General features: G+C 71.6%; 6 protein-coding genes. 4 read left to right on the top strand and 2 right to left on the bottom strand.

Features of this window, described 5'->3' with window-relative positions; translation table 11 throughout:
• The coding region (locus RWR81_RS12495) for a glycosyltransferase family 2 protein (protein ID WP_314458051.1) at positions 1–617 on the top strand (617 nt) is incomplete at its 5' end.
• Between the two features lie 51 nt (positions 618–668).
• Here RWR81_RS12495 and RWR81_RS12490 read toward each other — a convergent pair.
• Together RWR81_RS12490 and RWR81_RS12485 are read right to left on the bottom strand one after the other, a co-directional pair.
• Positions 669–1,037 (bottom strand): DUF2304 domain-containing protein, encoded by a 369-nt coding sequence (locus RWR81_RS12490; RefSeq protein WP_314458050.1) that lies wholly within the window; start codon positions 1,035–1,037, stop codon positions 669–671.
• A 68-nt stretch (positions 1,038–1,105) separates the two neighbouring features.
• On the bottom strand, positions 1,106–1,822 hold the full coding sequence (locus RWR81_RS12485) for a glycosyltransferase family 2 protein (protein WP_314458049.1): 717 nt from the start codon (positions 1,820–1,822) through the stop codon (positions 1,106–1,108).
• 266 nt (positions 1,823–2,088) lie between these two features.
• Here RWR81_RS12485 and RWR81_RS12480 point away from each other — a divergent pair, with 266 nt between their 5' ends.
• The 3 genes from RWR81_RS12480 to RWR81_RS12470 all read left to right on the top strand — a co-directional run.
• Entirely contained in the window at positions 2,089–2,724 is a 636-nt protein-coding gene (locus RWR81_RS12480) for an acyltransferase (protein WP_314458048.1), read from the top strand.
• Positions 2,724–3,857 carry a DegT/DnrJ/EryC1/StrS family aminotransferase gene (locus tag RWR81_RS12475; RefSeq protein ID WP_314458047.1) on the top strand — a complete coding sequence of 378 codons (1,134 nt, stop codon included), beginning with the start codon at positions 2,724–2,726 and terminating at the stop codon, positions 3,855–3,857. Before RWR81_RS12480 ends, RWR81_RS12475 begins: the two co-directional genes overlap by 1 nt.
• 1 nt (position 3,858) lies before the next feature.
• Positions 3,859–4,555: Gfo/Idh/MocA family oxidoreductase (locus RWR81_RS12470; RefSeq protein ID WP_314458046.1), on the top strand; the 697-nt coding region annotated here is incomplete at its 3' end.

Genomic DNA, 4,555 nt, shown 5'->3' with positions numbered 1-4,555 from the left:
AGGAGGACTGGGTCGTGGTGGCCAACCCCGACCTCGTCTGGGAGCCGGGCAGTCTCGACGTCCTCATCGACGCGGGCCTGGCCAACCCGAAAGCCGGCTGTCTGGGGCCGCTCCTGCTCAACCCCGACGGCACCGTCTACCCCTCGGGGCGGGCCCTTCCCTCACTGGTCAAGGGCGCCGGGCACGCCGTCCTGGGCAGGATCTGGCCGACCAACCCCTTCTCCGCCGCCTACCACACCGCCGAGCGGGGAGGCTCCGGCGGCACCCGGACGGTGGGGTGGCTCTCCGGGGCGTGCCTGCTGCTGCCGGCGGCCGCCTGGAGGCGACTGGGAGGATTCGACGACGACTACTTCATGTTCTTCGAGGACGTGGACCTGGGGGCTCGGGTCGGGCGGGCCGGCTGGCTCAACGTGCAGGTCCATGACTCCGTCGTCATCCACGAGCAGGGGGCCAGCTGGAAGGCCCGTCCCGAGAAGATGATCCGCGCCCACCACGCCTCGGCCCGTCGCTACCTGTCCGGCGTGTACGACGCCCCGTGGCAGGCGCCGGTGCGCTGGGCGCTCCGCGGCGGGCTGCGCCTGCGCGAGGAGATCGAGGTCCTCGCCTCACGACGCTGAGGCCCCCTCACCGGCGTGAAGGCCCGGAGGGGCGGGGCGCGGAGAGGTCCGTCAGGGAGCGGTGCGCCGTGCCCCGTCGGGCGGTTCGGGGGCGTTGTCCAGGGCGATGCGCCTAGCCAGGTGCGTGATCTGCCGCTCGCGCGCGCCGTTTCGGCGGAACGAGGACAGGATCTGCGCCAGGAAGGCCACCACCAGGACGTACAGCAGCAGGTCCGTGCCTCGCCCCACCCCCACCATATGGGCGATACGGGCCACCACCGAGGGCACGACGATCGCTACGATGGCGAAGGCCACGAAGGCCAGGGTCGCCAGCCTGCGACCGGCCTGGTGGCGGGCCCCGCTCGGGGTGCGCAGCATCATCCAGCCCACGCCGGCCACGGCGACGATGAGGGGGACCTGGATGTAGATCTGATGACTCATGGGGCGGTGTCTCCCGTTCTGACCTCTGTGCTGTGCTTGTGGTGCTTGCCGTGCTCGGGTGGGAATGCTCAGGAGAAGAGCAGATCGACCAGGATGTTGACCGAGTTCCACAGGGACTGGCCCTTGGAGCGCGAGTAGTCGGTGTAGACGATGCGCACGGGGAACTCGCGCCAGGGCAGCCCGGTGGCGCCGATCTGCCGGATGATCTCGCTGGCGTGCGCCATGCGGTTCTGCCTGAGGTCCAGACGCGCCAGCACATCGCGGCGGATGACTCGCAGGCCGTTATGGGCGTCGGTCAGCCGCATCCCGGAGGTACGCGAGCTGACCGCCGCCGCCGTACGCAGCACGAGCCGTTTGAGCCAGCCCACCGGGGAGGGGCCCTCCAGGAAACGCGACCCGAGGATGACGGCACACTCCTCGTCACGGGCCGCGGCGACCATGGCGGCGGCGTCGGTCGCGGAGTGCTGGCCGTCGGCGTCGAAGGTGACGACGTAGTCCGCATTCGTCTTCTCCAGGACGTAGGAGAAGCCCGTCTGCAGCGCCGCTCCCTGGCCGAGGTTGACCGGGTGACGCACGACGACGGCTCCCGCGGCGGCCGCCTGCCGTGCCGAGTCGTCATTGGAGCCGTCGTCGACGACGACGACGTAGGGGAAGATCTCGCGGGCCTGGGAGATGACCTCGCGTACGACGGCCGCCTCGTTGTACAGGGGGATGACGAGCCAGGTATCGGTGACCCGAGGAGCCGGGGCGGGTCCGCCGGCCCGTGTCACGTTGGAGGTAGTCACCGTCGCATTCTTTCACGCGATGAGGAGGACCCGTCCGCCTTGCGGGCTTCGAGGAAGGCGGGTGCCGGTGGGCTAGGTCTCGTCCGGGTCACGCTCCGGCGTCGTCCGAGGTGGGCGAGTCCCCCGGAGCGTCCCCTAGGATGGGGCCGGTCGTGCAGCGCCCGACGCCGCCTCGGCGACCGGAGTGGCACGGCCCCGGCAACCACCAGGTTGACCGGTCTCGCTCGATCGTCAGGGCGGCTCGGGCCGCCCGTGCAGGAGTCGCCGTGTCCACCCGAATCGCCCCCTCCGCCGACGTCTCCCAGGAGGCCGCGCTCGGTGAGGGCACCAGCATCTGGCACCTCGCCCAGGTCCGCGAGCACGCCGTCCTGGGCCGGGACTGCATCGTGGGCCGGGGCGCCTACATCGGTGAGGGCGTGGTCATGGGGGACAACTGCAAGGTGCAGAACTACGCCCTCGTCTACGAGCCGGCTCGTCTGGCCGACGGCGTCTTCATCGGTCCGGCCGTCACCCTCACCAACGATCACTTCCCCCGGGCCGTCAACCCCGACGGCACGCGCAAGTCCGCCGACGACTGGGAGCCCGTCGGAGTCACCATCGACGAGGGCGCCTCGATCGGGGCCCGCGCCGTGTGCGTCGCCCCGGTGCACGTGGGGGCATGGGCCACGGTGGCCGCTGGTGCCGTCGTCACCAAGGACGTGCCCGCACACGCCCTGGTCGCCGGGGTCCCCGCCCGCCGCATCGGTTGGGTGGGGCGCGCCGGTGAGCCCCTCGCCTCCGCCGAGCCCGGCCCCGATGGCGTCCCGCGCTGGCGCTGCCCGGTCACCGGGACCCTGTACCAAGAAGCAGGCACTGACTCAGACGCTGAGTCCGATATCACCATCCGAGAGGTCACTCACTGATGTCACGCGAGTTCATTCCCGCCGCCAAGCCGATCATCGGGCAGGAGGAGCGCGACGCCGTCGACGCCGTCCTCGCCTCCGGCATGGTCGTCCAGGGGCCCCAGGTCAAGGCCTTTGAGGAGGAGTTCTCCACCCAGGTCGTCGACGGCGTCCACTGTGTGGCCGTCAACTCCGGCACCTCCGCCCAGCACGTGGCCACCCTGGCCAGTGAGCTGGGCGAGCGCGCCGGGAGCGCCCCGGAGGTCATCGTCCCCTCCTTCACCTTCGCCGCGACCGGAAACTCGGTGGCCGTCAGCGGTGCCGTCCCGGTCTTCGCCGACATCGACCCGGTGACCTTCACCCTGGACCCCGCCAGCATCGAGGCCTCCATCACCGAGCGCACGGCGGCCATCGAGGTGGTCCACCTCTACGGTCTGCCCGCCAACATGCCCCAGATCCTGGCCATCGCCGAGCGCCACGGCCTGGCCGTCTTCGAGGACTGCGCCCAGGCGCACGGCGCCGCCATCAGCGGCACGCCCGTGGGCACCTTCGGCGTCTGGGGCTCCTTCTCCTTCTACCCCACCAAGAACATGACCAGCCTCGAGGGCGGCATGATCACCACGGCCGATGCCGAGCTTGCCCGCCGCTGCCGCCTCATCCGCAACCAGGGCATGGAGCAGCAGTACGCCAACGAGCTGGTGGGGCTCAACAACCGCATGACGGACGTGGCCGCCGCCGTCGGCCGCGTCCAGCTGGGCAAGCTGGCCGGCTGGACCGCCACCCGCCAGGCCAACGCCGCGCGCCTCAACGAGCTGCTGGTGGGCGTCGACGGCGTCGTCACGCCCCGCGTCCCCGAGGGCTACACGCACGTCTACCACCAGTACACGATCCGTCTGGAGGGGGCCACGGCCGCCGAGCGCGACGCCGTCCAGGCCGCCCTGCGCGAGGAATGGCAGGTGGGCAGCGGTGTTTACTACCCGATCCCCAACCACCGCCTGACCTCTCTGGCCCACTACGCCGAGGGGCTCGAACTGCCCGGAACCGAGAAGGCCGCCCGCGAGTGCCTGTCCCTGCCGGTCCACCCGTCCTTGAGCGAGGCGGACCTGGAGCGCATCGGCCAGGCCGTGGCCGCCACCGCCAAGGCGGGTGCCTGACATGAGCGAGAACGTCGCCCTCGACGGCTTGGCCGCAACCACCGGCCTTCCCGAGGCCCGTTACCTGCCCGACAAGGGCACGGCGGACAACCCCCTGCGCGTGGGGCTCATCGGACTGGGCTCCATGGGGCGCCACCACGCCCGGGTCATCCGTGCCACCGAGGGCATGGAGCTCGTGGCCGTGGCGGACCCCGGCGGCGACCGCTTCGGCGTGGCTGGCGAGCTGGCGGTCCTGCCCGATGTCCACGCCCTCATCGACGCCGGGTTGGACGCCGCCATGGTGGCCGTCCCCACCGTCTACCACGAGGACGTCGCCCTGGCCCTGGCCGAGGCCGGCGTCCACACCATGGTGGAGAAGCCCATCGCCCACGACGCCGCGGCGGGCCGCCGCGTGGCCACCGCCTTCGCGGAGCGGGGCCTCGTGGGCGCCGTCGGCTACGTCGAGCGCTGCAACCCGGCTCTGCGGGCGCTTCGCGAGCGCCTCGACGCCGGTGAGCTCGGCGAGGTCTACCAGGTCCTCACCCGCCGCCAGGGGCCCTTCCCGGCCCGCATCAGCGACGTCGGCGTCGTCAAGGATCTGGCGACCCACGACATCGACCTGACCGCCTGGGTGGCCGGCGCCCGCTACACATCCGTGTCCGCTCAGGTCACGCACCGCTCCGGCCGCCAGACCGAGGACATGATGGTGGCCACCGGTC

The sequence above is a fragment of the uncultured Actinomyces sp. genome, assembly GCF_963526355.1.
Lineage (GTDB): Bacteria > Actinomycetota > Actinomycetes > Actinomycetales > Actinomycetaceae > Actinomyces.
The sequence above is the reverse complement of the archived record's forward strand: the minus strand, read 5'-3'. Positions and strand labels throughout refer to the sequence as shown.

Coding starts and splice junctions, on each gene's coding strand:
- RWR81_RS12490 (WP_314458050.1), bottom strand. CDS start 1,037: ATGAGTCATCAGATCTACATCCAGGTCCCCCTCATCGTCGCCGTGGCC.
- RWR81_RS12475 (WP_314458047.1), top strand. CDS start 2,724: ATGTCACGCGAGTTCATTCCCGCCGCCAAGCCGATCATCGGGCAGGAG.